At 59.3% G+C, this 26,488-nt stretch carries 22 protein-coding genes and 1 pseudogene; 15 read left to right on the top strand and 8 right to left on the bottom strand.

All coding sequences use genetic code 11. The features are described from left to right. The first annotated feature begins 754 nt into the window (after positions 1-754). Both NKJ18_RS27525 and NKJ18_RS27520 read left to right on the top strand, forming a co-directional pair. Entirely contained in the window at positions 755-1,204 is a 450-nt protein-coding gene (locus tag NKJ18_RS27525; protein ID WP_352760718.1) for an AbiJ-NTD4 domain-containing protein, read from the top strand. A 668-nt stretch (positions 1,205-1,872) separates the two neighbouring features. Continuing rightward, the gene (locus NKJ18_RS27520; RefSeq protein WP_352760717.1) at positions 1,873-3,132 is read left to right on the top strand and encodes a competence protein CoiA family protein; all 1,260 of its coding nucleotides are present in this window, start codon (positions 1,873-1,875) and stop codon (positions 3,130-3,132) included. Between the two features lie 453 nt (positions 3,133-3,585). Here the strand turns inward: NKJ18_RS27520 and NKJ18_RS27515 are convergent, their stop codons facing one another. Next, positions 3,586-4,296 (bottom strand): hypothetical protein, encoded by a 711-nt coding sequence (locus NKJ18_RS27515; protein ID WP_023827185.1) that lies wholly within the window; start codon positions 4,294-4,296, stop codon positions 3,586-3,588. A 12-nt stretch (positions 4,297-4,308) separates the two neighbouring features. Beyond that, entirely contained in the window at positions 4,309-4,782 is a 474-nt protein-coding gene (locus NKJ18_RS27510) for a hypothetical protein (protein ID WP_023724567.1), read from the bottom strand. A 330-nt stretch (positions 4,783-5,112) separates the two neighbouring features. Here NKJ18_RS27510 and NKJ18_RS27505 point away from each other — a divergent pair, with 330 nt between their 5' ends. The 5 genes from NKJ18_RS27505 (at position 5,113) to hyoA (ending at position 13,697) form a co-directional block, all read left to right on the top strand. Beyond that, positions 5,113-6,294 carry a CBASS cGAMP synthase gene (locus tag NKJ18_RS27505; RefSeq protein WP_023827186.1) on the top strand — a complete coding sequence of 394 codons (1,182 nt, stop codon included), beginning with the start codon at positions 5,113-5,115 and terminating at the stop codon, positions 6,292-6,294. Further along, a complete protein-coding gene (locus NKJ18_RS27500; RefSeq protein ID WP_023827187.1) occupies positions 6,294-7,952 on the top strand; it encodes a ThiF family adenylyltransferase in 1,659 nt (552 codons plus the stop codon). Before NKJ18_RS27505 ends, NKJ18_RS27500 begins: the two co-directional genes overlap by 1 nt. Continuing rightward, the gene (locus NKJ18_RS27495) at positions 7,949-8,413 is read left to right on the top strand and encodes a Mov34/MPN/PAD-1 family protein (RefSeq protein WP_050593865.1); all 465 of its coding nucleotides are present in this window, start codon (positions 7,949-7,951) and stop codon (positions 8,411-8,413) included. The genes NKJ18_RS27500 and NKJ18_RS27495 overlap by 4 nt, the downstream gene beginning before the upstream one ends. 371 nt (positions 8,414-8,784) lie before the next feature. Then, positions 8,785-9,957, top strand: coding sequence for a Fic family protein (locus NKJ18_RS27490; RefSeq protein ID WP_032910265.1), 1,173 nt, complete (start codon positions 8,785-8,787; stop codon positions 9,955-9,957). Continuing rightward, the gene (gene hyoA, locus NKJ18_RS27485) at positions 9,954-13,697 is read left to right on the top strand and encodes an NACHT domain-containing antiphage protein HyoA (protein WP_023827189.1); all 3,744 of its coding nucleotides are present in this window, start codon (positions 9,954-9,956) and stop codon (positions 13,695-13,697) included. The genes NKJ18_RS27490 and hyoA overlap by 4 nt, the downstream gene beginning before the upstream one ends. A 311-nt stretch (positions 13,698-14,008) precedes the next feature. Here the strand turns inward: hyoA and NKJ18_RS33065 are convergent. From NKJ18_RS33065 to hemP, 6 genes and pseudogenes are all read right to left on the bottom strand, one after another. Next, positions 14,009-14,196, bottom strand: a pseudogene (locus tag NKJ18_RS33065) (ABC transporter permease); the annotation flags it as partial. A gap of 264 nt (positions 14,197-14,460) precedes the next feature. Then, entirely contained in the window at positions 14,461-15,075 is a 615-nt protein-coding gene (locus tag NKJ18_RS27475) for a nitrogen fixation protein NifQ (RefSeq protein ID WP_032910252.1), read from the bottom strand. Between the two features lie 329 nt (positions 15,076-15,404). After that, complete coding sequence (locus tag NKJ18_RS27470) at positions 15,405-15,596, bottom strand: ferredoxin (protein WP_081725572.1); 192 nt, start codon at positions 15,594-15,596, stop codon at positions 15,405-15,407. A 39-nt stretch (positions 15,597-15,635) separates the two neighbouring features. Then, the gene (locus NKJ18_RS27465; protein ID WP_031197232.1) at positions 15,636-16,853 is read right to left on the bottom strand and encodes a cytochrome P450; all 1,218 of its coding nucleotides are present in this window, start codon (positions 16,851-16,853) and stop codon (positions 15,636-15,638) included. An 844-nt stretch (positions 16,854-17,697) separates the two neighbouring features. Further along, positions 17,698-18,789, bottom strand: a complete 1,092-nt coding sequence (locus NKJ18_RS27460; RefSeq protein WP_023672205.1) for a hemin-degrading factor — start codon at positions 18,787-18,789, stop codon at positions 17,698-17,700. A 30-nt stretch (positions 18,790-18,819) separates the two neighbouring features. Next, on the bottom strand, positions 18,820-18,924 hold the full coding sequence (gene hemP / locus NKJ18_RS27455) for a hemin uptake protein HemP (protein ID WP_023672206.1): 105 nt from the start codon (positions 18,922-18,924) through the stop codon (positions 18,820-18,822). A gap of 536 nt (positions 18,925-19,460) precedes the next feature. Between hemP and NKJ18_RS27450 the strand changes: the two genes are divergently transcribed. The 8 genes from NKJ18_RS27450 to NKJ18_RS27415 all read left to right on the top strand — a co-directional run bounded on the left by NKJ18_RS27450 (position 19,461) and on the right by NKJ18_RS27415 (position 26,484). Continuing rightward, positions 19,461-19,781: a HesB/IscA family protein gene (locus NKJ18_RS27450; protein ID WP_023672207.1), complete on the top strand. Its 321-nt coding sequence runs from the start codon at positions 19,461-19,463 to the stop codon at positions 19,779-19,781. 55 nt (positions 19,782-19,836) lie between these two features. Further along, entirely contained in the window at positions 19,837-20,187 is a 351-nt protein-coding gene (locus NKJ18_RS27445; RefSeq protein WP_155922507.1) for a hypothetical protein, read from the top strand. Positions 20,188-20,223: 36 nt separating this feature from the next. Further along, positions 20,224-21,390, top strand: coding sequence for a cysteine desulfurase NifS (gene nifS / locus NKJ18_RS27440; protein ID WP_023827194.1), 1,167 nt, complete (start codon positions 20,224-20,226; stop codon positions 21,388-21,390). A 25-nt stretch (positions 21,391-21,415) separates the two neighbouring features. Further along, on the top strand, positions 21,416-22,624 hold the full coding sequence (gene nifV / locus NKJ18_RS27435; protein WP_023727119.1) for a homocitrate synthase: 1,209 nt from the start codon (positions 21,416-21,418) through the stop codon (positions 22,622-22,624). Next, on the top strand, positions 22,621-23,001 hold the full coding sequence (nifW, locus tag NKJ18_RS27430) for a nitrogenase stabilizing/protective protein NifW (RefSeq protein WP_023687348.1): 381 nt from the start codon (positions 22,621-22,623) through the stop codon (positions 22,999-23,001). Before nifV ends, nifW begins: the two co-directional genes overlap by 4 nt. Before the next feature lie 185 nt (positions 23,002-23,186). Beyond that, the gene (locus NKJ18_RS27425) at positions 23,187-24,038 is read left to right on the top strand and encodes an electron transfer flavoprotein subunit beta/FixA family protein (RefSeq protein ID WP_023672212.1); all 852 of its coding nucleotides are present in this window, start codon (positions 23,187-23,189) and stop codon (positions 24,036-24,038) included. Positions 24,039-24,056: 18 nt separating this feature from the next. Next, the gene (locus NKJ18_RS27420; RefSeq protein WP_023685019.1) at positions 24,057-25,166 is read left to right on the top strand and encodes an electron transfer flavoprotein subunit alpha/FixB family protein; all 1,110 of its coding nucleotides are present in this window, start codon (positions 24,057-24,059) and stop codon (positions 25,164-25,166) included. 10 nt (positions 25,167-25,176) lie between these two features. Next, positions 25,177-26,484 (top strand): FAD-binding protein, encoded by a 1,308-nt coding sequence (locus tag NKJ18_RS27415; RefSeq protein ID WP_023687350.1) that lies wholly within the window; start codon positions 25,177-25,179, stop codon positions 26,482-26,484. The last annotated feature ends 4 nt before the right edge of the window (positions 26,485-26,488 follow it).

The following is a 26,488-nucleotide window of genomic DNA, read 5'->3' as shown; positions in this document are numbered from 1 at the left end:
TAAATTGTTAAGCTAAAACAATTGTTTCGGATCGGAGCGCAACATTGCGGCAAAACCTCACAATGTGCCGAGGGCGCAAAAAATCCTAGCAAAAACAACCAACCGACCGCAGCACAATGTGCGCCCTTTTATCTTGCCGTCTTAATCGGTCGTATTTTTCGCGACTTGCTATCCATCGTCGTTCCTCCTCAAATCTAATATTCTATGCTCTATGCCACGATCTCGTACTCTTGCGTCGAGCTCTGATGCGCCGTGCAGTCTTCCGCGCTCTGCGACGGGTAGTTGCGCTGCTAATTCGCAGCGCCGAAACCGTCGCGGCGCACTTTTCCATCGGACTGACGGAGCATCGTCACAGGCAATCCGGCGCGGTCCGGCCGTCTCGCGATCGCACTGCCGCAGGCAGCACAACGTGCGCTCCGTCGTTCCTGTCTGCATCTTGTCCCATTCGCCGGAGCGGATCTCCTAGATCAGTCGGCGTCCGAGAAAAATGCGGCCGACATGAGTTCGAACTGCACTCGCACCGCTCAGCGGCGCTACAATACATTTGAGATGCTTGACGAGGCTAGCTGATGAATGCTCGTTTTGACCGCAGCCAGATCGTCGGACTTGGGGCGTGTCGTTGGCCACCAACGGGATTATGATCATCGCTTCGGATGGCGACCGGGAGACGCTAAGGTTGCGGCGCCGCCCACCTAACGACGGATTCAACGAATGAATCGACCATCTTCTGAACGCTTTGGCTACAGCGGTCCTGATGCTGAAATCACACTCCGCGAGGATGCCCCAGAGAGTCTTCGCTTCGCAATCGTTCAGATCACACACAACACAGGGAGCAGTTGGAAGGTGGATTCGTGAGCAGGTTTGTGCGGTGCTCTTTGAAGTTCCAGACGACAACAATTGGTCCGATGCGAATGTCCGTCGTGAAGTCGTTGGCCTGATCGCCGATTGCCAATGGTTCAAGGTGTATGACATCGCTGAGACCCTTTGGCGCGGGCTTAGTGACGACCCAGAAAATCAGGATCGATATCGGGAGGAGCTCAACCGGTTCTTCCGCGAAAAAGGCATTGGCTGGCAGCTGGAGGAGCACAAAGGCCTTACGTTCCGAGGCAGCGAGGGCTTTTCGGCCGTTACAGCGAAGGCGCTGCAAGTGCTCAAGCAAAGTGACAGAGCGACAGCCGCCAACGAAATTAGAGAAGCAGGGTGATCTTTCACGCCGCCCAATTCCAGATCGCACGGGCGCAATCCAACATGCAGTTGCCGCCCTCGAAGCAACCGCACGCCATCTCACTGGGCAGCCGAACAAGAACCTCGGACAGCTCGTCGACGCACTCGATTTGCCCAAGCCACTTGACCAAGCTCTGGACAAGCTCTGGGGGTTCGCTTCACAGTACGGACGTCATCTCCGGGAAGGAGAGATGCCGGACGACGACCAGGCTGAGTTGGTTGTGAGCATCGCCTGTGCCGTTTGCATTTTCCTGGTCAGTCGTAAGCCGGAATAGCAGCGGAGGGACGCTCCCTAGTGAACTGGACTGCCATCGATTTGGGTTCGTGCTGTTGGATATCGACGAGAGAGGCCTCCAGCCGGAAATGGGGCAAGTGCATTTCGATGGAAGAGTGTGGGCACGGTCCTCCGTAGGTGATCACTAGCCAACCTTTGCCGTAGTTTGACGTGACCGACAAACAATTCGATGCCGCTTCGGTTGATATATGACAGTTCGTTCAGGCCATGGACCTCTGCGCACTAAGTTCGGCTCGGATCGCGCCGAGCTTGTGTATGGGCAGCAGTCTGACGGCAGTTTGGTGCACATCTCGATGGCCGTCCACGGGCTCAGGTGCGACTGCGTCTGCCCCGGAAGGTGCGGCAGTCGCCTCGTGGCCAGGACATTGGCAGAGACGCCACATTTCGCGCACCATCATCGCGATGCCTGTGGCGGAGGGCCTGAAACTGCCCTGCACAAGCTAGCCAAGCAGATCATCAAGGAACGCCTGCTCTTGTTCGTCCCAAGGCGGATCGCGAACCACGGGAGCGTTGAACAGGTCCTTCCAGGTCGAGAAAAAATACAACTCGAGTCGGCGACTCTCGAATTCCGTGACCCGCAGCAGATAGTCCCCGATCTCTATGTCACCCTCGGCGGACGAAAGCTGTTTGTAGAAATTGCGGTGACCCACCCCTGCGGCGAAGAAAAGATTCGACGCATCCGCCAACACGGCGTTGCGGCGATAGAAATCGACCTTTCGCACATACCTAGGGATGCCGCGCTAGAGGTGGTTGCCGACGCCGTAATCCGCTCGGCCCCCAGGAAATGGCTGTTTAACGAGGCGATCGACCGCGCTGTTGTGGAGCTCCAAAAAGAAGCTACCGCAGCAATGGGGGCCGCTGCGAACAAACTGACGGCCGACGCTCGACAGAAAGCCCGCGCCTACAACATCGCTCTGGACTCAATGCCGGAACCTCTACCCATATCGACCATCGATGTCTTGCGTGGAATCGGCCTGGACAAACACATCGGGTTAGAGGTTGCCGGGTATGGCTGCTTCACCACGCATCCCAGCCTTGAGGCGGCCATCGAGGCGCTAGACAATCGCTTTGCTGCGCCATGGAAGGCTGTGGAATTCTATCTGAAATATCTTACCGGAGTCGGCGTCGCGCTGGATTGGACGCACGGTTTCGCAATTTCGCCGGCTGTGGCCTCATCTTGGTTCGATCAAGTCATGGAAGAGATGAGCAGGTCTTCCGCCCGAACGGGGATCGAAGAAACGGTACGATGGCTTCTTGACCAGCTGCCTGACGAAGAACGCGGCGGTATGACGGTCGAGGATTGGCTGAACATGATCAACCCGGAGACAGCTGAACCGTACGCCGCCCTGCTGGCAAGCACCGCACGATGCAACCAGTTGAAGCTGAGTTGCGCGCCATCGTTGGCCTTTTCAACGGCACTCGCACTGACGTACGTGAACTTTTGGGCCTTCCGATTGCAAACGAATGCGATCGTCGCCTGGCTGTTGTTGCCACGAAGGAGGCGGAGAAGAAGGCCAGAGCTGCCGTGCAAGCTGAGACAATCAAAATCAATCGGCAGAAAGAGCTTGCGGAGTACGCCGAAACGGTACTCAACGACCCCGGCGCATGGCTGAACGCGTCACATCCTGATCTTGACGGTCGCTCGCCTTCGGAGGCCGCCTATCATGGCTATCACGCCGCCGGGAAGGCGCGTGAAATCCTTTCCGCGATTGAACGCCGCCAACGGGCTGACCGTGACAACCTAGCCGAAGCAAATTTGTGGCGTCAGAAATTGCGGAAAGCGGTTGAACAGCGATTGAGCAAGGATGAGGCCGAAGCGTTCCTGAGCGACAGAGATGAGGATTACAATCGCTCGACAGCCACCATCTTCTGCCGAGACGAGGCAAGCTTTCGATCGGTCCTCCGTAAGCTAGAAATCTGGATCAACGCGTTCGTCTCTAGGCGCCACCACCCATTTTGAGATCTGCAGGCTTGTACAGCCCTTGAGACCAAGGGTTTGAGAAACAGGCCAGAAAGGGCTGGCGGACACACGCACCACCCAGTCCGGCCTTAAGCTACGCGGATTTTTAGCCTAAGAACCGCGCGAAAAAGCCAGGTCTTGGCACGCGGCGCATGACAATAGTGCCGGCCGTACTCAATGCGGCTTCGGCCTTTCGGTTGGTCCAGTAGTGACCAGAGAGCTCGCCGGTCCTTGCGATGAACTCGACAATGCCGGCCCCGTAATGCTGTCTCACGTCAGTCGGTTCAAGACTGGTGTTATCCAACTGTTCATAGACGTAGCTCAGCTCTGGCCGATCTGGCTTTGCCCAGCGTGGACGAACGAAGCGAGTGCGGCTCACTTTTTTTGTTCCGTCCGGCGTAATTTCGATCGAAATGTCGAACAGGCTCGATTCTATCGTGACAGTCGCCTTGGTAACCAATTCATCGGCTTGTGTCAGTCCCGTGGCGAGAGCATCGAAGGAAGGAGCTTCGCGCTTAGCGGCCAAGTACAAGCGCTGCACCTTGGGCCAGTTGGACCGAATTTCGGCACGCCATTCCCCGTCAAGCCATGGAAACCACCAGTATTTCGCAAAAGTTATCCAGTGCAGAACGCGCAAAATTGGTCGGATACTAAGCAGCACGATCGCGCAACTGATGAATAGTGCAATTTTGGAAGTCCATTCAAAAAGATCTCGGGGACTTGCCGCATAGCCAAAATGGAGAATTCCCACGCAGAACGCCACGATTACCAGCACGAGCGTACTCAGAATCAGACTGCGACTCATTGCGAAGATCATTGCAAAGCCCCCTCACTCCCGGCCGCGATCGCGTGCAGCACGGTAGAACTCCTCTTTACCTCGATGGAACACGGCCAAGCCGAAGTCACGACTCGAAATGCCGGTGGCCAGCACCCCGGGGAGCGTCGATCCAAACAACGCTGCGAGATAACGCCCACCGAAGCGTTTCTTTCTGTCAATGCGTGCCGCAGGAACGATAGGTGGCGAAAAATATTGAGCAACCCTGGTCACTTCGAGGTTTGGCTTAAGAACATGAAAGCCATCATGAAGTTCATGCCAAGGATGCGAGATCGCCGCCAACGCTGTTGCAGTTTCGGCATCATCGGTGAGATTGCTTGTCGGGCGCAGCGAAATGATCGGCAAGTATTCAGGAGATTCCGCCACTATCAACCCAATTCCGGAGAAATCTGACCCTGCGCGAACGTCGACTTCCTCAAGAAGGCTCACCAGTTGCTTGATCAATTTTTTGGGTGCGGCCGACGTCATGGTGCTGAACTGCGCGCTTTTGGAATCGAATGCAAACCGTTACAACATTGTGTTTGTGCGAGCTGATCTGCCCAATTTTTTGGTTACCTGAAGCTGGGGTGGTCCAGAGGCGCATGGTAGAAATCCATTCGACTTTCAGACCAAGCCTGTCCTGGCGCGCCATCCTGGACCCGATCGGATCTGAAAGTGGCGCAAGGTCTAGCACAAACAGCCAAAACGGCAAAAAATCAAGCCTTCGTCAGACTCCTGTAGATATCGCGCCTATACTCCTTGAAACCCCTGCGTGCCTCGCCCATGTTCAGATCAAAGTAAGAATCGGCCAGGTGGGGAATGACTCTAGCAAATGCGCACGCGCTTTTTTACGGCCTCAAAGCCGAGCCGAGCTATCTGGCGAACCTAGATGTAAGCGACGATGAACGCGCACAACTGATGGAAGCGCGCAGTGAAATTCGCGCGACATTGAAGGCCGCGGCATCACAAATCCAACTGACCGACAACTACTGGCAGGATTCGTATCGTCAGAAAGTCAACTGGCGGCAACGACCCGAAATCCAAGTCAAGTTCATGACCCAAGGCAGCTTCGCCTACCGGACGCTCAACGAGCCCGCGCAAAAGCCCAAGCAAGAAATCGACCTTGACGACGGCATGTACGTGCCCGTCCAGTTCATCGCCAACGGCGAACCCGCACTTGCCGCGAAAGGCTTGTTCGAGTTTGTGGATTCAGTGCTGATACCGCTTTGCGACGCGCGAGGCTGGGTCCGTGATACGACCAAAGCTTGTTGTGCAAGGGTGAAATTGTGGCCGGGTGCTCACATCGACATTCCGATCTATTCAATCCCACAGGACCGCTTCAATCAACTTCGTGAAAGTCTCGCAAAGGCGCATATAGCCGTAGCAACACGCGGTTCCGTTAAAGGTGGCTGGAAACTACCTTCAGATAAGATCATGTTGGCTCAACGAGACGGGAGTTGGGTTCAGTCCGACCCGCAGATGATACACGATTGGGTCGACGGCCGATCGGAGAGATACGGGCCGCCGTTTCGACGTCTTTGCCGTTTCTTCAAGGGCTGGCGCGACTACACTTGGGAGAAGTCGGTGCTCTCCTCGATCTGCCTGATGCGTGCAATCGACATGGCTCTCTCGGAACTCCCGGGCCTTCCGAGAGGCGATCGCGACGATGAGTTGATACTGGAGATTGCGAAGCGCCTGCCCGGTATATTCGACGGAACGATCGTCAACCCGGTTCTGTGGCATCTTTGCATCAATGACTGGAGCGACCAAGATCGCAACGAGATCGTAAGAGGCGCGGTCGCGCTTCGAGGTGAAATGGAAGCCGCCCTCGAACGCACGGGCGACGCAGAACAGGTTGTGCTGAAACTGCGGAACCGTTTCGGCACGCGCATCCCTTATCGGCCCGACGCGATTAAAATGGCGCCAAAAATTTCAGCGATCCAAAAGGCGGCGGCCGCGGTTGTCCCCGCACCGCGTATTATTGCTTCGACTTCGGGCTAATGAATTCAAGGGACGCACTGGCTATCGTCGATGCGACCTTGCGCAATGCCGGCTTCGCTCCTGCCGGTGTAGGGCCAGCCGATTATGACGGCCAGATAAGAGTGCATGGCAGGCCCGTCGATGTTTCCATATCGATCCCCGATATGCGCTTTGCAACTCGCCCTCGGATCACACTCAAAGATCGCACTCAGATTCCGGTCGAAACTCTCGCGCATGTCGAAGAGGAGACCGGGATTTGCTATGCCTCCGGGGCTGGGCTTCCTTTAGATCTATATCAGCCTGGCGAGGCGATTTTGCGAGTGCTCGAAGAAGCGAGCAGGACACTGGAGCTTTCCTACCGAGGGAAAGGCCCCGCCGAGTTGATAGACGAATACCAATCTTACTGGAAGTCAGACCTGACAGTGCGCTGCATGCTTCCGCGAGATGAGGTTGCAGATGGCAGGCGTGCAACTCTCTTTCTTGCCAAGCGTGAAGGCAAGGTGGAATTTCTATGCATCTCAAGTGAAGAGAAACTACGCGGCTACGAGTCAGCATTTCCCCGTGCAGTTGAGTTCTGGCGAACGGAAAAGCTCGTTGGGCCTATAGGTATCATGATGGCGCCGCGGACGCTCGCAGACCTCAAGAAGTGGCTGGTAGGACATCCTGATCTGCACCGCGATTGGCGAAGGCTTGTGCAGTTCCTATGTGCGGACAACTGTCTCTTTATCTCCGCGCCAAACGCTCTGCTTGGCATTTCCGTCAATTTTCCGCAAGACCTCAAGCATGCAGTGTCGAAAGGTAATATACGTCAACAGGCGCTGCTTGGTATCGCAGAAACGCTAGCCACCAAAATCACTCTGGACAGATATTCGGGTCAATGGTCGAGTCTGACTGACGTGACAAATCGAAACAATCAAAGCGAAAATACCCTGCAGCAAAAATCGATAGCCCTCATTGGCTGCGGCACGATCGGTAGCAATCTTGCTCGCATGCTCGTCCAGATAGGCGCGGGCAGTTGCAAGCCTTTTAGCCTCTTCGACAACGAAGTTTTGGCCCAAGGCAACATCGGGAGACATTTGCTTGGCTTTACCGAGATCGGAAAACCAAAAGCCTCAGCTGTCGCGGCCGAGCTAGAGCGGTTTCACCCGCAGGTGCATGTAGCTGCCTACGAGCAAGATGCGCTCGAACATTTGGACGTGCTGGGTAAACATGATCTGATAATCGATGCGACAGGGTCCTGGAACGTACAGTCGGCCATCAACGAATGGTATCTAGATAACTCCGCCATTCAGACTAGCGCACTTCTTCACTCTTGGGTGTTTATGAACGGCGCGGGCGTGCAGAGCTTTCTCAATTTAAGAGACGAGTTCAGTTGCTTCCGGTGTTTGAAGCCCGTCTTCGATGGACCTTGGCGCTTTCCGGTCGGAGACGAGAAGGACGAACTGAATTTGCAGCCTGCGACTTGTGGGGACGGCTCATTCATCCCCTTCACGATCGACGCGCCGATGATGGCAGCCAGTCTGACAACGCGTGCGGCGCTCGATTGGGCTAACGGCCATCCGGGTCCGCGGCTCAGGTCCGCTGTGGTCGATCTGCGCCGCGGGCGGGTGCAAGGACCACGTTTTCCGAGACCTTCTGAATTCTGCCCCGCATGTGCGTCGAGACGAACGTCAGCATGACGCAGGTACTGGTGCCGAAATCGGTCTTGGATAAAATTCGCGAACACGAAAATAACTGGCCGAGACTAAGCGAACGCGGCGGTCTTCTCCTCGGCTACCGCAAAAACGATGCAATTCAGATCGACAGCGCTACCTTCCCGGGGCGGTGGGACTATGCCACTCCAACCCTCTTCCGGAGATCTGAGCAAGGTCACAAGCTTCGGGCCCTTCGAGAGTGGGTGCGCTCGGGGCAGACGATCGATTGGGTTGGCGAATGGCATACACACCCAGGCGGAGTAGCCGAACCGTCCTTTGTCGATCGGCGCAGTTGGCGGCGCATCGCGGGTCATACAAAAAGACTGATGGCTTTTCTGATCTTCAACGACACTCAAATGTATGCTGGTTTGCAATCGCCGCACGTGAGTCGCGTTAAGAAGCTGACGCTCGACGAGGAAAACGACGTAGCGAAACTCTTTACCTAAACGTTTGGCGTAAAATCAACTTGCCGCTTGACCGCCAAGCTCCGCTACTTTGAAGCATGCGTTCTTCATTCGTCAGTTAGCTTGAAAGCTTCAGAAAGTTTGGCTTGAGAAAGTCGCTGCTGCCAGCCTTAGTTGCCTCTGAAACGCGAGGTTTACGGGATCTCGCTCGCATAGGAGGACGCGGGATGCGCGTGTTGGTGCGCTGAAAAGGGCGATTTGCGAAACTCCTCTCAGCCCATGCAGTGGTCCACGGAGCTAACCGGAAATATAACCGGCATGGATAGCGGTATGATTCGCATCTTTTCCCATGAAATCCGGCATATACAAGCGGCATGAAATGCGGCATAATTTCCGGCATGGGCACTAGCGCGATGGAACCGATGCTACCCGAAGAGGGTGTGCGCGATCTTGAGGACACGACAGCGCAGTTGCTGTTGGATGCCGGCCGCCTTGCCGGCCGCATGCACCCGATCGTGCGGGAGACTGTTGGTGCGCTCGTGCGCTCGATGAATTGCTACTATTCAAACCTGATCGAGGGCCACGATACTCATCCGCGCGACATCGACCGTGCGCTAGCAAATGACTTTTCGAGTGAACCCAAGCAGCGCGAACTCCAGCAGGAGGCTGTTGCGCATATCTACGTGCAGCAGTTGATCGATGAGCAAAAGGATCCGGAGATCTGGCCGGCGACTGCAACCTACGCTCGCTGGCTGCATGAGCGATTTTGTGAGCGGCTGCCAGAAGAGTTCCTTTGGGTCGAGAATCCTGACACGGGCGAACGGCTCCGAGTGGTGCCTGGCCAGTTAAGAACCCGCGATGTCCGTGTTGGGCGTCACGAACCTCCGCTTCACGGTGACCTGCCACGATTCCTCGCCCGGTTCGATCAGGCTTATACGGCCCCAACTCTATCGCGCCTACGTCAGGTCCAGTCTGTTGGCGCTGTCCATCATCGCTTCCTTTGGATCCATCCCTTTCTCGACGGCAATGGGCGTGTTGCGCGACTGATGTCACACGCACTCCTGAAAAGGCTTGGCATTGGCACAAGTCTTTGGTCGGTCGCGCGCGGCCTTGCGCGTGAAGAGACCCGTTACAAACAGTTGCTGATGGCGGCCGATGGTCCTCGGGAAGGCGACCGCGACGGGCGCGGGAACTTGACACAGCGCGGTTTGGTCGCCTTCTCACGATTCTTTCTTGAACGCGCGCTCGATCAGATCGCCTTCATGGGCGAGTTGCTTGAGCCCGACGTGTTACTGCGCCGGATGGAACTGCATATCGAGGAAGAAGTCCGTGCCAAGCGGCTGCCACGAGGTAGTTTCGTGGTACTCCGAGAGGCAGCGCTCAATGGCGAGGTCGAGCGCGGCCGGGTGCCGTCTCTCACTGGCTACGAGGAACGCGCGGCGCGGATCATCAGTTCGGCGCTGATCGATCGGGGCATGCTGACATCGTCGAGCAGTCGGGCACCGCTTCGGTTGGGTTTTCCGGCCAATATAGCCGAGCGCTGGTTTCCGAGGCTTTATCCGCTCGATGCAGGGTCAGGGCCGTGAGCGGCGCCGTCCCCCTTATCCGACGGTTCACGCCGATCTCCCGCCAATATCAGGACGCAGATGTCGATCTTGAAAACATCTGGACGATCCTCGATCGGGGTAAGCGCCTTGAATGGGGATCGCTTCGCGACGCTTATCGATGCGTGATCCTTGCCGATGCCGGCGCGGGCAAGACGTTTGAGCTTAAGGCGGAGGCGGAGCGTCTTGCGGCACGTGGCCGCAATGCCTTCTTCATCAGGATCGAGGATATCGACGAGGCGTTTGGGGCCGCGTTCGAGGTCGGCAAGCCGGAGGCTTTCGAGGCGTGGCTAGCGGGAACCGGCGAAGCTTGGTTCTTCCTCGATTCCGTGGACGAGGTCAGGCTCGAGGCGCCGCGCGCGTTCGAGACGGCCATTCGCGCCTTTGCCAGCCGTATCCACGATGCACGGCAGCGCGCGCATGTCTATATTTCGAGCCGGCCATACGCTTGGCGATCTAGGATCGACGGTGCGTTGATAGAAGAACTGCTGCCCTATGAGCCGCCCGTACGCGAGGCGACCGGCGATGAGGCCGAGCCCGAGGTGTCAGCGGCCAAGAACGATGCCAAGCCGGGCCTTGAACTCTTTCGACTTGCTCCACTTGACCCCGACGATATCCGCATCTTTGCCGGCCATCGGGGAGTGAGCGATGCCGACGCGTTGATCGAGGCGCTCGAACGCACCGATCTATTCGTCATCGCCCAGCTTCCGTTCGATCTGGAAGACATCCTCGCCGTCTGGGGGGAGACCGGCTCGCTTGACAGTCGCCTGGCGGTACTCGAACGCGGTCTCCGGCGCAGACTTGCGCCTTCAGCCGGCAGGCTCGTCACACTATCGTTAGAAAAGGCGGTGGAAGGCGCCCGCCGCATCGCGATTGCAACGACACTCACCGGCGAGGCCAACATTCAGATGCCCGGGGCCTCTGGCGGGGGGATCGATGCCGTCGCAGTTCTGCATGACTGGACGATCGCCGAGATCCTTGAGCTGCTCGGCCGGGGAGTGTTCACCGACGCGATTTACAAAATGGTGCGCTTCCGCCATCGCGAGAGCCGCGAACTGCTGGCGGCGCAGGAGTTGGCCGGCGCGCTGGCGAACCCCGAGCTTCGCGCCAAGATTGAGGCTTTGCTATTCCGCGAAGTCTACGGGGAAGCCGTGGTCGTGCCGCGCACGCGTCCGCTGCTACCATGGCTCATCCTCTTCGATGAGCGCGTACGAGATCGGGCTCTCGCTTTGCAACCGGAGATCATCACCGAAGGCGGCGATCCAGCCCGCCTGCCGATCGAGGTTCGGAAGCGCATCTTGCGCGATCTTGTCGAGCGCATAGCCACTGGAGACTCACGCGGTGGCGACAACAGCGCGATTGCCAGGATCGCACAACCCGACCTTACCGATGAGACGTTGGCGTTGCTCGGCGCCTATGGTGACAATGATGACGTCATCTTCTTCCTCGGCCGGTTGGTGTGGCAGGGTGCTATGGCGGTCGCCGCCGAACGACTGTCCCCAGTCGCGCGTGATCCTGACCGTGGCATCTACGCGCGTATTGTTTCGACCCGTGCGGTCTCGACGATCGGCGGTGCTGACGCTGGCAGGGAGTTATGGTCTGCGCTGAATGCATCCGGTGTAGTGCTGCCGCGCCGGCTTTTGGGCGAACTTGTCGATGGGGCGCCACCAGATCTCGCTTCGGTCGACCTTTTGCTCGCGTCACTAGAAACGGTCGAGTCGCACGAACGATTCGAGACCACAGGCCTTAGTCAGGCTATTCGCAGTCTGATCGATCGGCTACCGCTAACCAGCGACACTGCCCCGGAGCGGCCATTAGTTCGACTCATCGAGGGATTGGCCGATTTCCTCGCGCGCGAACCGCATATCCAACGACGCGAATGCAAGATCTCGGAAACCCTCCGCTGGCTGATGGCGCCGGCAATGCATGCCGTCGAACGCCTAATCGTCAGCCGCTCGCAAGCCTGCTTCGACCCCGCCCCGCTGGCGGTACTGAGCCAGGCGCCTGCCCTGCGACATTGGGGCGCCAGCGAAGAACACGAGCATCGGACCAAGCTTAACAAGTTAGTCCCGCGGTGGACGGCACTGAATGATGCACTGTTCTGGCACACGGTCGCGATGGTACGCGAAGCACGTGAGGACACTGACAAGCCGGTGGACGACGACTGGACCGTCAGTTGGATGGGTCACTTCTGGGCATTTGACGAACCAAGCTTCTCGCGCACGCTTGGTTGGACCAGAACGCGAGACTTAGCTGATGATCGTTCGCTGGCATTGTCCCGGACGTTTCGTACCTATGCGCAGAACCGGCGTCCTCGTAGTTGGCGCCGGCTTCTGTGGCGGTCGGTTGGCGGCGATCCTATTCTGGAATCCAAACTCAAGACCTTAATGCGCCCGATGGCGTCGCCAGAGCGGAGGCGGTGGCGCGCCAATGAGCGCAAATGGGCACAACGTCGCCGCAGGCGCGACGAGAATGAGGCGGCCGGCCGGGCGGCGCTCGTCGCACGACTCAAGGCAAATCCCGACCTCGTGCGCGAGCCGGCTGGCCTAGAACCCGGACAGATGAGTTGGGACCAAGCTCATCTGCTGCAGAGTGTTGAGGGCGATGGGATGCGAATCAGCCGCGGCGCTGGTAGCAAATGGCAGATGCTCATTCCCGAATTCGGCGAGGCGGTCGCCGTGGCTTTTCGCGATGGTGCTCAGCTACATTGGCGCGCCTATCGCCCAACCCTGCGCTCAGAAAATGGCGGTAGCAACTCCATTCCCTATGCGTTGATCTTCGCAATGGCAGGGCTCGAGATCGAGTCCGGCGATGATGGGAGGGGCCTGACCCAGCTCGGCAACGACGATGCGTTGCATGCCCTGCATTACGTCTTCTCCGAGTTGAATGGTTTTCCGCACTGGCTTGAACCGCTCTACCGTGCCCATCCTGAAGCCGGTTTCGATCTGATTTGGGGCGAGACGCGCTGGGAACTGGCCAATAGCGGTGCCAAGCCGATGCATTACATGCTCCACGACCTGGTCTACCACGCGCCTTGGCTACACGCGGCCTTGGCACCGTCGATCCATGATTGGCTGTCCGAGCATGGTGCCGCGAATGGCGATTGCCTGCGCCATGGATGCACGATCATGATCAGCGGTGGACTTTCGACCGCCTCTCTCGCCGCCCTCGCCCGTCGTCGTGTTGAGGACGCGACTACTCCCGCGAACCAGTTTGCCAGTTGGCTCGCCATGTGGGTGGATTGCGCTCCCGACGCAGCGATCCCGGTCCTCGACGCTCATCTCGAATCGCTCTCGTCGCCCGACGACGCACGCTTTGCCGAGGAGTTCGTCGTCTCTCTCGTAGGCGGCAGTTATCAGTCGGGCTTGTCGACTAGCGCCTGGAAAAGTCCTCAATTTCTCAAAGCGCTCTATGTGCTGATGCACCAACATATCCGATCGAGGGAAGACCTCGATCGTGCGAACGGCCGCGTCTATTCGCCCACGACGCGCGATGATGCCCAAGATGCCCGTAACAGTTTGTTCAATCTCCTTTCGGCGATCCCAGGCGAAGCAACCTATCGGGAGATTTTGACCCTTGCCGAGGATCATCCCGAGCCGAGTTACCGCGTACATATGCGCCGCCGGGCTTATGCCCGAGCGGTGGAGGATAGTGACCGGGAGTGGTCGCTCACCGACGCGCTGATCCTGAGTGGGCAGATGAGGCGCAAAGCAGCCAATTAAACGTAAAATATTCGGGGCTAGTATTGACCCGCGCTACCGGGCTTGGGTGCAACTCAGAAAGGTCGAAGAGAGTGCGCGAACATACGCGATTCTGCCGGTGCGGCCGTCTGAGTCCCTTTGATACCAGCGCCGGGACTCGGTTGAAGCAAAACCAGATCTAAACCGCATAAACTCACCGCGAATGGTCCGTTAGCAGACGATCTCTACAACAGCGCTGTATTGGCGGTAGCCCTCTCCCGACTCGAACCCCCGAATAAGCGGTTCGATCATGCTTGCATCACTGTATGTCCAGGGCCGTCAACTTCCTTCATGAGCGCGCGAAATTCAGCTGGAGGCGCAAGGCAGAAAGTTCGAAAAGCTTCCAGGAACCCCAGCGCGCGCGCCGCCGGAAACTGGCCGAGAATGATGGCGGAGCCGCAGCAACGAAATTGATGGCGACGCCGGAGACAATCTGGCCACCCCAATGGGTGATCGAGGCGAAACTGTGCACCAGCGCGAACAATGACGGCGGTGAACCGCGGCCGCCCAGGCGCCGCAACCGCCAGGCAGGCGAGCAGCAACGGCCCGGAGAACACCAGTTGCTCGGCGGCGATGGTGCGGGCCGCATCCCGCACCGCCATCATGACGGCGCCCGCCGAAGTGAGCATGGCGACTAATCGGACAGCAGGCACAGCATTCAATCCCCGAAGGCGTCAGTCTACGTTCGTAAGAGACATATGGCGCGGCGCGAGCGCTGCGGCTGTACGACAGACGAAAGCGGTTCTCAATCCGAGGCGATGCCGTTCTTGATCCGTGTGAGGCGGCTTTCGCCTTCCTCCGGGCCGAAGCAGCTTTCGACATCATTGCATTCCCGGCAACTGGGCGCGCTGCACAGCGAAAAGCCTTCGGCCTCGCAGAGCTTGCGATAAAAGTATTTTTTCCATTTCATGTTTTGGGTGTTGCCGGCCGCCAGCGTCGGAAAATGCGAGGCGAGCAGGCGGCCGAGGTCGCTTCGACTAAAAAGGCCAAGGTCTTGCCAGAGGTGGTCATTGCGCATGGCACGCCGGGCGATGATCTTGGCGAAGCGGGCGCTTGCCTTGTCGTCGGGCCGGGCATGCGCCAGCAGCAGTCCGCGCAGAAGTTCTTCTTCCAGATCCGGCTCAGGCTCGCTCCCCTCTTCCAAGGCAAACGCGTTGATAGGAAAAGCAGGGAAACAGCGGGACAGGACATCGCGCAACTCGGCGCGCGAAAGTCCGGTTGCCTCCGTCGCCGTCGCCTCGCCGGCCTCGATCTCCTCGAGCGCACGTGAAAGCACACAGGCAAGCACATGCTGGTCGAACCTTCTCTCCAGCTGCGGCCATTGGCCGGTGCTGAGCCGGGCATAATGTTGGGCAAATATGGTGCGTTCTCCTGGTTTCGCCCTATCAAATCATGCAGAGAGCCGGCCTGCCGCAACATGGGTCGGGCAGTTCTTCGGTACGGCACTCCGGGTCGCCTCGCGTCGAGTAGTTCGGCAATTCTCGTCTGGTCCATCGTCTCTGACGCAAATTCTGTGATTCGAAGAGGTTCGCGAACCCCTGCCCTGCCGTTTGCGCCTCACGGGAACACTGGCGCCGGAAATGCCCCGCAGAGTTGGACGTGGACCGTGCAGGACAACGCCGCGTGCTGAGTGCGGCCACATGGTTCAAGCCGCCAGACTCACGGTTGAATGCCGTCTCATCCAGAGCGTCAGCGAGTGAGTTCCAGCGCACGTTCAGGACAGGATCGCGCGCCTCGTGATGCAGGCAGTTCCTCCCCTTCCGCAACTTCAATGTCACCAGGCAGGATGTAACCGTCATTATCGAGTTTAAAGATGTCCGGCGCTTGCGCCGCGCATCGCGCGTGGCCCTGGCATTTGGCCTTTTGGACGATGATGCGCATGGCGCTGCCTCCATTGTCTGTGCCCGGCTCGGGGCGGGCCTAAGACCAGTCCAGGACCAAATTTTCGATCCCGAACACATGGCCGCCAGAAGTTATCGGCGCCGTACCCTGCTTGATCCTGAAAGCCGGGATGCGCGCCAGCCACTCCTCCAGGCCAATGACAATCTCCCGCCGGGCAAGGTGTGAGCCAAGGCAACGGTGGGGACCATAGCCAAACGCTGCGTGGCGGTTGTCCTCCCGCTCCAAATCAATCGTGTTGGGGCATTCGAATTCCGCCGGGTCACGATTGGCAATCATCGTGGCGCAGGAAACATAGTCCCCCTTCCGGATCGGCGCGCCTTCGAAGTCGATATCTTTCGTGGCCACGCGGATCAACTGAATGGGCGGATAGGCCCGCAGCAATTCTTCGGTTGCGAGCGGGATGCGGTCCGGTTCGCTCCGCAGCAATTGCTGATCTTTGAGGTTGCGTGCGAGGTACGCCAAGTCAAAGCCTATAGCTGCTGCGACCGTGTCGAGCCCAGCGACGAAGACAAGCACGCCGATGCCGCGGACTTGGGTGTCAGTCAGCCGGCGGCCCTCGACCTGTGCCTGCACTATAAAGGTCATGAAATCGTCAACCGCCTCATCGCGGCGCATGGCTGCAAGTTCGTCGATGAATGCCACGATCGTCCGGGCAGCCACAGGTCGTTCCTTATCGTCGCCGTGGAGCAGATCTTTCCCCCAGCCGACGAATGTATCGAGTCGGTCATCAGGCAACCCCAGAAAGCGAAGAAAGGTGCTCACCGCGAAAGGAAAGGCAAAATCCTTCATCACGTCGCAGCTTGTGCGCGACGCGGCGATCCTTTCGATCAGCTCGACCGCCCGTTCGCGGACAGCCGGTTCCAAAGCCAACACCCGCTTTGGCGAAAGCAGCGGATTAAGCAGTGAGCGAAAGACGCCATGGGCCGGTGGATCGAGCTCAAGCGGGATCGTCGGCCAGTTCTCACCCAGTATGGAGGAGAAGATGCTGCGATGGCTGGAAAAAGTCTCTGCGTCCTGCAGCACCTTCCGCTGGTCCGCGGCTCGGGTGATGACCCAGGTACCCCGGCCATCTTGCGTGTTGTAGCGGGAGTAAAAGATCGGAGGCCCGTCATGTACGCAAGCGACAGCTGCGTGTGGATCCCCGTTGGGTGTTGGTGGCATCCCTGGCGATGTAAACAGGCTGAAGTCCCTCACCATTTCGGGCGGGACATGATCTGGAACGGGGTTGGTCGCCATTTTGTTTTCTCTACATTGGCGTTCATGGCTCAATTGAGATTGCACCGCTGTTCATAAAGTCGATTTCCAGCATGGGCACGTCTCTTGTCGGGCGCCTTCTAGATTCTGTCGCCTGATACAGCCCACCTGCACCAGCGCGGATGAGATGGGTTGCGAAGTCGATCAGAGGGGCATCTCCGCCGCGCTCCGGTCATGAAGCAAAGCGGCCGCTTCCCCGTTAGGGTTGAGAGACTGGTCAATCACCTCTGCCCTGCTGATCAAATTGTCGAAGCAAGTCGCGTGCCGGATAGGGTAGCCATGGCGGTGCACCAAGCAATGCCAGCCTGCGCTGGGTCTGCCGCTGATGATCACCTGTCCATCATTCTTATGACAACGTCCGACAACCGACATCCGTGGTCGGTTTTGTCGAGCCCGCGACATCGGGCTGTTCGGCTTGGCTGTTGCTGCACAGCCTGCCGGTCGACGAGCGAGTAGATCGCTCGCACGGCCCGGATTGAGCAATGACGCGATCCAGCGCAAGGATCGGGTGCGGTCCGAGAAGACCCGACGGCGCTTGCGCGAGACGATCGGAAATATTAAAAAGGTCAAGCCGCGCTTCGGTTCGGCGCTGATGGCGTATGCGTTTTATCGCTCGCAGGCGCTGCAAGGCTTTTCCGGCAGACGGCGATGCACTCGTGCGCACCGGTGCCGACCGGCGACCAGCTTGACTGTATAGATGCGGTCCATTCCGGCGTGCATCACCTGACCATGCGCATGCGCTACGACGGCATCTTTTCCGCTCATGGACCTAGATTTGCTCGCGAGCCGCTGTCGGAACGTGGTGCTGAGTCCTATCGCTGCCAATTCAATCCGAGGACCTGTCGGCAGTCAACACACCCCTGGAGGTCGGACCGGGAACGCGTGGCAGACTCTCGGCCAGAAACCGCCAGTCGCTGCCCTCGCGTTCGCCTTCCTTGCGCGTGCCGAAGAACTGGATGATCATCTTGCCGTCCGCGCCATAGGCTTCAATGGACGTAACGTGACCATCCCTCGTCGGCTTGCGCACGGCCCAGACCTCGCGGATGCGATGGGTCCTAAGATGCAGATGGAAGGTCTCTTCGAGCACATTGATCCGCGGCCCGATCTGCTTGACCGACCTGATCGGGCCGGAATGGATCTGAATGCAACCACGATTGCCGACAAAGCACATGATCGGCATCTCGTCTTCGGCCGCCTGTTGGAACAGGGCGCCAATGGCATCATTGTCGAGTAGCCAGGCGTCATCCTCGTCGGCCATACGCATCGCCTGGCAGCGGCTGAGCTTCAGTGTCTTCAACATATGGTAGAACTGATGCACGTCGCTTAGCCGGCCCCAGTGCTCGCGTAGGTCGTCGACCGTGGTGGCGTGGTCTGGACTCACTGCGTTATCGCGCGCCCCGCTCGCCTCGAGCGATATGATCGGCTCCTGGTCGGGGGATACAAGCTCTGCCGTCAGATCCTGATAGGCCTGCAGGTTCGAGGCGGGCGTGAGATGAGCTTTGTGCATCGCCTCGCCGGTGGCATCAAAGAATTGCAGGCTGCGACGGATCTCGGCCCCCTCGCGCTTCTCGACGGCGAAGCCATACGCCCACGCTTTCGGGAAGATGCGCAGGTCGATCTCGTCGCCGAGCAGTATGGCATGCTGGTTGCCGGTGACCACTTTGCCGTAGACGCCAATCTTTTGGTGCACGGCACTTTCGTTGCTGGTGACCGCCATCACCTCGCCGACCGCTTCGAGGCCGGTCAGCAGATCATCGACGCGCGGCTCGATGCGCACCGCGCCGTGACCACAATGCGCCGCGACCAACTCGGCTTCCGAAATGCCCAATCGAGCGGCGAGATCATGCTCCCGGATCTTCGGATTGTCTTTGCACGCCCGCCGGATTTCGTCGGGCGACGGTTTCTCGCGTTGGTCCATGCGTACCCCTGTTTCTACGACGTGTGAGGATCATCTGCCCTGCCCGGGAACCTTCAGCCGATAAGGCGCGCCGAAATGCTCGATCCTGATCTGCTGCTGGCCCATGAACAAGGTGTCGCTGGACAGCGTGCGCACGGCGTCGCACCGATGCGAAAACCGGCGAGCAGCCACATGCCGATGGCATCCCATCGAGCCGGTCGGCGGCTACTGGGCGGTGGTGAGCCAGTATGGATGTTGTCGCAATCGGCCAAGCGGGCATTCGGATGCCACGAGCGGCGCTGCTTTGCCAACAACGCGTATCTGACCACGGTCCTGACATGTTACTCCCTTGCTTCGCCCCATCCATCGCGATGGCACCCACGGCATGGTTGTGGATCGGCATGCTCTTGCCGTCTCGCCAAACGGAGCTTCAAAAACCGTGCCAATTGCGCCGAGGCAAGCTCAGAAGAAGTTCTGTCCTTGGTGATGTGAGTTCACCCAAGAACTCAGGCCAACATCCCTCGTGCCGGACCTGACAAACCCGACAGCACGTGTCGATTGGCCGACACCTTATCAGCAATCAAGAGGCACCAGTGCGAGAGATGCCGCGCTGTGTTGAAACGTTTTTTGGCTTTGGCACGGTGCATGCAACGTGATGGGCAAGCAGGTCGCGGACTGAGGAGAATGGAGCCATGATTACGCTCACCGACAACGCTGTTGCCGCCTTCAAGACTGCTCTTTGCCGTGCCAGCGAGCCGGCGGAAGGCTTTCGCATTATGGTCGAGGCCGGCGGCTGCGCAGGCTTCAAATACTTAATGGGCCTGGAGAGCGTGTCGCGCGAGGGCGACGCGATCACTGACACAGATGGGGTCAAGCTGTTCGTGGACGCGGGCTCCCAACCCCATGTAGCCGGCATGACCGTCGACTTCCTCACCGGGCTCCAATCTTCCGGTTTTGTCTTCGATAACCCCAATGCGCGCGAAAAGTGCGGCTGCGGCAAGTCCTTCAGTTAAACGCCCGAAGCGTCTGTGCGGCCGACAGAGTGATTTTGCGGCAGAGGAGACTTATATGGCCGGCACAACAGATGTCCCCGTCCTAAAAAACAAGACAAGGTCAAAGCCGATCTCGGGACCGCCATTCGCTCCCAGTAGGATTCAAAGAACGTCGCCTCCCGAAGCAGCTCGGTTCCTGGTGGCACCCGAGCTGCTTGCGGACAAATCGCGCCGCTGCGCCAAATTCGGCTCATCGGTAGCGTTATCGCGTTCGGGCGTCCGTACCTGCGGGCTGACCTACGGCCACTGCGAACATGTCCATATCGACGGAGATCCGGTTTACGTCAAACACTCCGGGCGCCTGCGCGCGCTGCCAGTTCAAATGATCATCAACGGCATGCGCCAGAGGCTCAACGAGTCGGTCTAGCGCTCGCGTCATTCTGTTTAACTGAGGATCGCACCTATGAAGCCTGTCTACCTCGACAACAACGCAACCACACGGGTCGATCCTGAGGTCGTGCAAGCGATGTTGCCGTTCTTTAGGGATCAATTCGGCAACCCTTCGTCGGCACACGCTCTTGGCGCCTCAGTCAGTGCGGCGGTGAGAAAGGCGCGGAGGCAGTTGCAAGCGCTGATCGGCGCGCAGTTCGAGGATGAGATCACTTTCACCTCGGGTGGGACAGAAAGCGACAATGCAGCGCTTCTTTCAGCGCTCGAGGCGGCGCCCAACCGAACCGAGATCGTGACGTCCGCGGTCGAGCATCCCGCCGTGCTGACGCTCTGCGCGCATCTTGAGAAGACCCGCCGCCTCAAGGTGCACAGGATCCCGGTGGATTGCCGTGGTCGGCTCGATCTCGACGCCTATATGGCCGCCCTCACCCCACAGGTTGCAATCGTATCAATAATGTGGGCGAACAACGAGACTGGTGTGATCTTCCCCGTGGCAAGGCTTTCCGAGTTGGCCAAGGAAGTGGGCGCCCTATTCCATACCGATGCTGTGCAGGCGGTCGGCAAGCTTCCGATGGACCTGAAGTCGACCGCAATCGACATGCTGTCGCTCTCCGGCCACAAGCTGCACGGGCCGAAAGGGATCGGTGCGCTTTTCGTAAAACGTGGCGTCGATTTCCATTCGCTGATCAAGGGGGGTCACCAAGAACACAACCGGCGTGCTGGCACCGAGAATACGCCCGGCATAGCCGGGCTCGGCACGGCGGCCGAACTCGCCTTGAAATTCATGGACGACGAGACCACACGGGTAAAGTCGCTCCGCGATCGCCTGGAGGGCGGGATCCTCCAGCGCATCCCAAGCACCTGTGTCACTGGTGATCCCTTGCAACGGTTGCCCAACACCGCAAACATCTCCTTCGAACATGTCGAAAGTGATGGAATTCCACTTCTCCTCAGCCGCATTGGCATCGCGTGTTCCTCTGGCTCGGCCTGCACCTCCGGCTCTCTGGAACCAAGCCATGTCCTAAGCGCGATGAAAACGCCACACGCGGCAGTCCGCTTCTCCTTGGCGCGGGACAACAGCGAAGAGGACATCGACCGGGTACTCGAGGTCATGCCGGGAATCGTGGGGAAGCTGCGCAGCTTTTCCGGTTCTGGGCCGGGTAGTCCGGTCTATGCGTGAGCCGCAGAAGAACAGGCTGCCTGTCATGACCGGTCATGTCTCCCTCAACGATACGACCTTGCGCGATGGCGAGCAGGCGCCGGGCGTCGCCTTCACCACGACGGAAAAGCTGGAGATCGCTGAGTCTCTTGCGGCGGCTGGCGTGACAGAGATCGAGATCGGCACGCCGGTCATGGGCGTCGACGAGATGGAAACAATTCGCGCCGTGGTAGCGCGGCGTCTTCCGGTTCGGCTCATGGCCTGGTGCCGGATGACGTCGTTGGATCTCGATGCAGCGATCGAGAGCGGCGTCCAAGCGGTCAATTTGTCGCTGCCTGCGTCGGACATCCAACTTGCCGCCAAGCTCGGCCTCGACAAGGCGGGAGCGCTCCAGGTCATCGATCATATGGTCAGGCGCGCCGCCGATGCCGGCTTCTTCGTCGCGGTGGGCTGCGAGGATGCCTCGCGGGCCAATCGGGATCATCTCGCCCGCGTCATCGAGACGGCCGCTCGCGCCGGCGCAAGCCGCGTGAGGCTGGCCGACACAGTCGGTGTTCTCGACCCGTTTTCGACCTTCGAACTTGTCGCCCAGCTCGTGGTGCAGTCTCCAATCGACCTTGAATTTCATGCGCACAACGATCTCGGACTTGCTGGCGCCAACACGCTGGCGGCGATCCGCGCAGGCGCGCGCCATGCCTCCGTCACCGTCCTGGGGCTCGGCGAGCGTGCGGGCAATGCCGCGCTGGAGGAGGTGGCCGCCGCAATGGCAGTCTTCGACGGCGCAGACACCGGCATTGAGCTGACCGCATTGCCCGGCCTCGCCGCCCAGGTGGCTTGGGCCGCCCGCCGGCAGACCGCAGCCACTAAGCCGGTCGTCGGCGCCGATGTATTCACCCACGAATCCGGCATTCACGTCGCAGGGCTGCTGAAGGACTCGCGTACTTATCAGGGGCTCGATCCGACTCTCGTGGGCCGCTGCCGGCGGATCGTCATCGGCAAGCATTCCGGCGCCACTGCGATTGCCCATGTGCTGAGCGAAAGCGGTCGCGATCTCGACCCGGATCTGGCAGCCGCGATGGTGGCCCGCGTCCGACGCGAGGCGGCCGAGACCAAATCGACCGTCACTGCAACTCGACTGGTCGAGCTCTACGATGGAATGTGCAGCGAGGCATCCCTCATCGAGCTGTGCGGGTCCAAGTCAGCCGTGCGCGAGCGCACAGAGGCCACAGTTTTGCGACCAGGAAGAATGCAATGAATTGTTCCGCTGACAGCCGCCCCATGGATGTCACCGACATCCTCGCACGACTGAAGCGCTTGTCGGCTGCAGAGGAATTCTTCTCAGTCCTAGGCGTCGCCTATGACCCGAAGGTACTGAATGTCTCGCGGCTCCATATCATGAAGCGTGTGGGCCAATACCTCGCCGAAGAAGATTTCTCCGGTCTGCCCGACCAGGTGATTGCCGCGAGGGTGCGCGCGACGCTCGAACGAGCTTACGAGGACTTTGCGATTTCCTCGCCGCTCACGCATCGGATTTTCAAGGTGCTCAAGGACCACGATCCGAACAAACCTGCCGCGCCGGGTCACACCTTTGTTCCGTTCGACTCGGTACTGAAGCGGTTCGGACGGGAATGACCGGCGACAAGGGTGCGACGCGACAATGTCGAGCAGCCGCCAAATGCGGTCATCACCACAGCGCCGTCAGAAGCAACCAGCCGAAGTTGTAGGAAAGGGGGAGCGCAAGAGACTTGGCACGAATAATGCGGACAAAGGAGATAACCGCAATGCCGGACCCGGACAGGAGCCTAGAGAAACCGCCAATGCACATCGTAATCTGCATCAAGCAGGTGCCGGACTCGGCACAGATAAGGGTCCATCCGGTCACGAACACGATCATGCGCCAGGGTGTTCCGACCATCATCAACCCTTACGACCTGTTCGCCCTCGAAGAAGCGCTCAGACTGCGCGACGCACATGGCGGCGAAGTCACTGTGCTCACCATGGGTCCGCCCATGGCAGAGGACGCGCTGCGCAAGGCGCTCGGTTACGGCGCCGACCGAGCGGTGCTCTTGACCGACCGCTATTTTGCCGGCTCCGACACGCTGGCAACCTCGTTCGCCCTTTCCCAGGCAATCGCGAAGATTGGCGAGACGTTCGGCACGCCAGACCTCGTCTTCACCGGCAAGCAGACGATCGATGGCGACACCGCCCAGGTCGGGCCCGGCATCGCCAAGCGCCTCGGACTCCTGCAACTGACCTATGTCGCGAAGATCCCTTCTGTCGACCTTGCTGCACGCGAGATCAAGGTCGAGCGCCGTTCCGAAGGCGGCACACAGATGCTGAAGAGCAGGCTCCCTTGCCTCATCACCATGCTGGAAGGCACAAACGAGATCCGCCGGGGCTCGATCCAGGACGCCTTGTGCGCCGCGCGCAGCCAGGTCTTGAAATGGAGCGCGGCCGACGCCGGCATTGAGGATCTCACCAAATGCGGCCTGCGCGGTTCACCGACGGTCGTCAAACGTGTTTTCGCCCCTCCTGCTCGAGCTGAAAAGGCGGCACAAATCGACACCGCCGAGAAGGCCTTGCGCGATGTCGCTGACGAACTCATCACCGCAATCTTCACCCGCCAGCCGGCGCTGGAACATGAGCTCGCCTTTAACGGCGGCGCGTGACGGCAAGGAGCAAAAACGATGTCGACCGCGAATGGAGAAACCCCTCGCCCTGCCGCCGGCCGCGCCGGCATAAAGAAGGAGTTGCCCGCCCATTTCAAGGACTACCGGCACGTTTGGGTTTTCATCGAGCTCGAACGTGGCGAGGTCCATCCGGTATCGTTCGAACTGCTCGGCGAAGGCCGCAACTTAGCAGACAAGCTTCAGGTCCAGCTTGCAGGTGTCGTGCTTGGACCGCCGGGAGAGGCCGTGGGGAACGCCGTTGCCGAAGCATTCGCGTATGGCGCTGACCTTGTCTACATCGCCGAGGCGCCCCTGCTCGCCGACTATCGGAATGAACCTTTCACCAAGGCGTTGACGGATCTGGTCGATACCCACAAACCCGAAATCCTTCTTCTCGGTGCCACCACACTGGGCAGGGATCTTGCCGGCTCCGTGGCGACGACCTTGCAGACGGGGCTCACGGCCGACTGCACCGAACTCGATGTAGATACCGACAGTTCGCTCGCCGCCACGCGTCCGACTTTCGGCGGTTCCTTGTTGTGCACGATCTATACGCTCAATTTCCGCCCGCAGATGGCGACCGTGCGGCCGAGGGTCATGCCCATGCCGCAGCGGACGGATAAACCGGTCGGGCGTGTCATCCGGCACAAGCTTTCGCTTGCCGAGGACGAGATCGCTACCAAAGTCCTCGGCTTCCTGCCGGACAATCAGTCGGCGAAGGCAAACCTTGCCTATGCCGACGTCGTGGTTGCGGGAGGCCTTGGTCTTGGCGCGGCGGAGAACCTGCAGCTTGTGAAGAACCTCGCACGAGCAATCGGCGCCGAGCACGGCTGTTCGCGTCCGTTAGTCCAGAAGAGCTGGATGCCAGCTGATCGGCAGATCGGCCAAACTGGCAAGACGATCCGGCCGAAGCTTTACATAGCGGCCGGGATTTCCGGCGCCGTCCAGCATCGGGTTGGCGTGGAGGGGGCGGATCTCATCGTGGCCATCAACACCGACCCGAACGCGCCGATTTTCGATTTCGCTCACCTCGGAATCGTCACCGACGCGATCCGCTTCCTGCCCGCACTGACGGAAGCCTTCACCCGGCGGCTGTCGCCCCACAGTCGCGATAAGCTTTCGAGCTAAGGGGATGGACATGATCGAGGAAAACTTCGACGCCATTGTTGTTGGGGCAGGCATGTCCGGAAACGCAGCTGCTTACACCATGGCCAGCCATGGCCTGAAGGTGCTGCAGTTGGAGCGGGGTGAATACCCGGGCTCCAAGAATGTCCAGGGTGCCATCATGTACGCGAACATGCTGGAGAAGATCATCCCGGATTTCCGGGATGATGCGCCTCTCGAGCGGCATTTGGTTGAACAGCGGCTTTGGGTGATGGACGACACATCCCATACCGGGATTCACTATAGGTCGGACGACTTCAATGAGGCGAAGCCCAACCGATACACGATCATCCGTGCCCAGTTCGATAAATGGTTTTCGCGTAAGGTGCGCGCGGCCGGCGCGACCGTTCTGTGCGAGACGACCGTGACGGAACTCATCCGTGATGCCAAGGACAGGGTGATCGGCGTCCGCACAGACCGGGCGGGCGGGGCCATCTACGCGGACGTGGTCGTTCTCGCAGAAGGTGTCTGCGGACTGCTTGGCACTCGAGCCGGCCTGCGCGAGATGCCAAAGCCGCAAACCGTGGCCCTCGCCGTCAAGGAAATGCATTTCTTGCCCGAAGAGGTCATTGAGCAGCGGTTTGGCGTAAAGGGCGATGAGGGCTGCGTGATCGAGGCGGTGGGCACGACCTCCCGCAGCATGGCCGGGCTCGGCTTCCTCTATACCAACAAGGAGTCCATCTCACTGGGCATTGGCTGCCTCGTCTCCGATTTTGCCGCGATGGTCGAGAGCCCCTACGTTCTCCTTGATGCCTTGAAGAGCCATCCTTCGATCCGGCCGCTGATCGCCGGCTCGGAAGTGAAAGAATATTCCGCACACCTCATTCCCGAAGGCGGCTACAAGGCTATTCCGCAGCTCTTTGGCGATGGTTGGGTCGTGGTCGGCGATGCCGCGCAACTGAACAACGCGATTCACCGCGAGGGTTCGAACCTCGCCATGACCTCCGGCCGCATTGCGGCTGAGGCAATCGTCGAGGTCAAGAGCCGCAACGGTCCGATGAACAAACGGAATCTCGCCCTTTACAAAGCCATGCTGGACAAGTCCTTCGTGGTCAAGGACCTGAGGAAATACAAAGACATGCCGGCCTTGCTCCACACCAATTCCAGCAATTATTTCACGACTTATCCGCGGTTGATGTCGCAAGCTGCGCAGAACTTCATGCGTGTCGACGGCACGCCGAAGATCGAGAAGGAAAAGGCGACCACGGCGGCCTTCATCAAGGCGCGCTCGCGCTGGGGGCTGGTCAGCGACGCGGTCCGCCTTGCATTGGCGTGGCGCTGAGGGG

It is taken from the genome of Mesorhizobium sp. M0217 (assembly GCF_040321955.1).
GTDB lineage: Bacteria > Pseudomonadota > Alphaproteobacteria > Rhizobiales > Rhizobiaceae > Mesorhizobium.
Note: the sequence above shows the minus strand (reverse complement) of the source record. Positions and strands in the feature narration are given on the sequence as shown.

Coding starts and splice junctions, on each gene's coding strand:
- nifV (WP_023727119.1), top strand. CDS start 21,416: ATGACCGGTCATGTCTCCCTCAACGATACGACCTTGCGCGATGGCGAG.
- NKJ18_RS27465 (WP_031197232.1), bottom strand. CDS start 16,853: ATGGCGACCAACCCCGTTCCAGATCATGTCCCGCCCGAAATGGTGAGG.
- NKJ18_RS27525 (WP_352760718.1), top strand. CDS start 755: ATGCTGAAATCACACTCCGCGAGGATGCCCCAGAGAGTCTTCGCTTCG.
- NKJ18_RS27460 (WP_023672205.1), bottom strand. CDS start 18,789: ATGGACCAACGCGAGAAACCGTCGCCCGACGAAATCCGGCGGGCGTGC.
- NKJ18_RS27445 (WP_155922507.1), top strand. CDS start 19,837: ATGGCCGGCACAACAGATGTCCCCGTCCTAAAAAACAAGACAAGGTCA.
- NKJ18_RS27450 (WP_023672207.1), top strand. CDS start 19,461: ATGATTACGCTCACCGACAACGCTGTTGCCGCCTTCAAGACTGCTCTT.
- NKJ18_RS27510 (WP_023724567.1), bottom strand. CDS start 4,782: ATGACGTCGGCCGCACCCAAAAAATTGATCAAGCAACTGGTGAGCCTT.
- nifW (WP_023687348.1), top strand. CDS start 22,621: ATGAATTGTTCCGCTGACAGCCGCCCCATGGATGTCACCGACATCCTC.
- NKJ18_RS27415 (WP_023687350.1), top strand. CDS start 25,177: ATGATCGAGGAAAACTTCGACGCCATTGTTGTTGGGGCAGGCATGTCC.
- NKJ18_RS27515 (WP_023827185.1), bottom strand. CDS start 4,296: ATGATCTTCGCAATGAGTCGCAGTCTGATTCTGAGTACGCTCGTGCTG.
- nifS (WP_023827194.1), top strand. CDS start 20,224: ATGAAGCCTGTCTACCTCGACAACAACGCAACCACACGGGTCGATCCT.
- NKJ18_RS27420 (WP_023685019.1), top strand. CDS start 24,057: ATGTCGACCGCGAATGGAGAAACCCCTCGCCCTGCCGCCGGCCGCGCC.
- NKJ18_RS27495 (WP_050593865.1), top strand. CDS start 7,949: ATGACGCAGGTACTGGTGCCGAAATCGGTCTTGGATAAAATTCGCGAA.
- NKJ18_RS27470 (WP_081725572.1), bottom strand. CDS start 15,596: ATGCGCATCATCGTCCAAAAGGCCAAATGCCAGGGCCACGCGCGATGC.
- NKJ18_RS27425 (WP_023672212.1), top strand. CDS start 23,187: ATGCACATCGTAATCTGCATCAAGCAGGTGCCGGACTCGGCACAGATA.
- NKJ18_RS27500 (WP_023827187.1), top strand. CDS start 6,294: ATGAATTCAAGGGACGCACTGGCTATCGTCGATGCGACCTTGCGCAAT.
- NKJ18_RS27505 (WP_023827186.1), top strand. CDS start 5,113: ATGACTCTAGCAAATGCGCACGCGCTTTTTTACGGCCTCAAAGCCGAG.
- NKJ18_RS27490 (WP_032910265.1), top strand. CDS start 8,785: ATGGAACCGATGCTACCCGAAGAGGGTGTGCGCGATCTTGAGGACACG.